Below are 1224 nucleotides of genomic sequence, written 5' to 3'. Positions count from 1 at the left end.
CCATGAACGACAACCGACGGGCAGGCTATACATGCCGCCGGACAAAGCAGGCAAAATACCGCGCCATTACCCGTGAACCGGTAGCCCTGTGAAATCAATACCACCGTCCAATACCTTGCGTCCCTCGGCCTGTCCGGGGTTGCTGCGTATTGTCCAGGCGTTGGACGGCGGGATTTGCCGGATCAAGTTGGCCGGTGGTTCGATCCTCGCCGAGCAGGCCCTTGCCGTGGCCGATGCGGCCCTGGCCCATGCCGGCGGCGTGATCGAGGCGACCAACCGCGCCAACCTGCAGATTCGCGGAATAGGTGCCGAACAGGACGCATTGATCGCCGCCTTGCTGGCCGCTGACCTTGGGCCCAGAAGCGCCGCCGGTGACGATGTGCGCAACCTGATGCTCAGCCCCAGCGCCGGTATCGACCGCGAGATGCTGTTCGACACACGGCCGCTGGCTGACGAAATCCTCGCCACCCTGGAAACCCACCCGCGTTTCCATGAGCTGTCAGCCAAGTTCGCCGTGCAACTGGACGGCGGTGAAGCCCTGGCGATGCTCGAGCATCATCACGACCTGTGGTTGTCGGCGTTCGACGCCAATGGCCAGACGCTGTTGGCATTCGGCCTGGCAGGCTGCCCGGCGCAGGACGCGCCATTGGCCGCCGTGCCTTTGGCGCAAGGGCATGCACTGGTGGTGGCGGTTCTGGAGCTGTTCCTTGAACTGGCCCGGCCCGATCAAACCCGCATGCGCCACCTGCTGGCTGAAACGTCTGTGGATAACTTTCTGCGGCAGCTAAATCTGCCCTTGCAGCCGGTTGACGGCTTTTCACGCCATTCCAACCCCGCGCCGCTGCACCTGGGAAGTTATCCACAGCGTCAAAAAAACCAGGTCTACGTCGCTGCCGTCGCACCCTTGGGCCGCCTGGATTCGGCGATGCTCAGGGGCGCCGCGCAGCTGGCCGTCGACCATGGCGACGCCACCCTGCGTGTCACGCCATGGCAGGGCCTGCTGCTGCCCAATATCCGTGACGCGGCGGCTGTCATTGAACGCCTCGAACGGCTTGGCTTTTTGTGCTCGGTGGACCAACCCCTGGCGCGCCTGATCGCCTGCACCGGCTCCAGCGGATGCGCCAAAGGCCTGGCCGACACCAAGACCGACGCCCTGCAATTGGCAACGCTCGTGCCCGGCCACAGCGTGCACCTGTCCGGCTGCCCACGTTCCTGCGCCGCCGC

The 1224-nt window shown here is 65.0% G+C and carries 1 protein-coding gene; it reads left to right on the top strand.

What is annotated here, in order from left to right; translation table 11 throughout:
• Nucleotides 1-160 precede the first annotated feature (160 nt).
• On the top strand, nucleotides 161-1224 hold a 1064-nt coding region (gene cobG, locus AB0J87_RS64405; RefSeq protein WP_363985931.1), incomplete at its 3' end, for a precorrin-3B synthase.

It is taken from the genome of Nonomuraea sp. NPDC049625, from assembly GCF_040675285.1.
In the GTDB taxonomy this organism is placed as follows: Bacteria; Actinomycetota; Actinomycetes; order Streptosporangiales; family Streptosporangiaceae; genus Nonomuraea; species Nonomuraea angiospora_A.
This window is presented reverse-complemented; position numbering and strand designations above follow the sequence as displayed.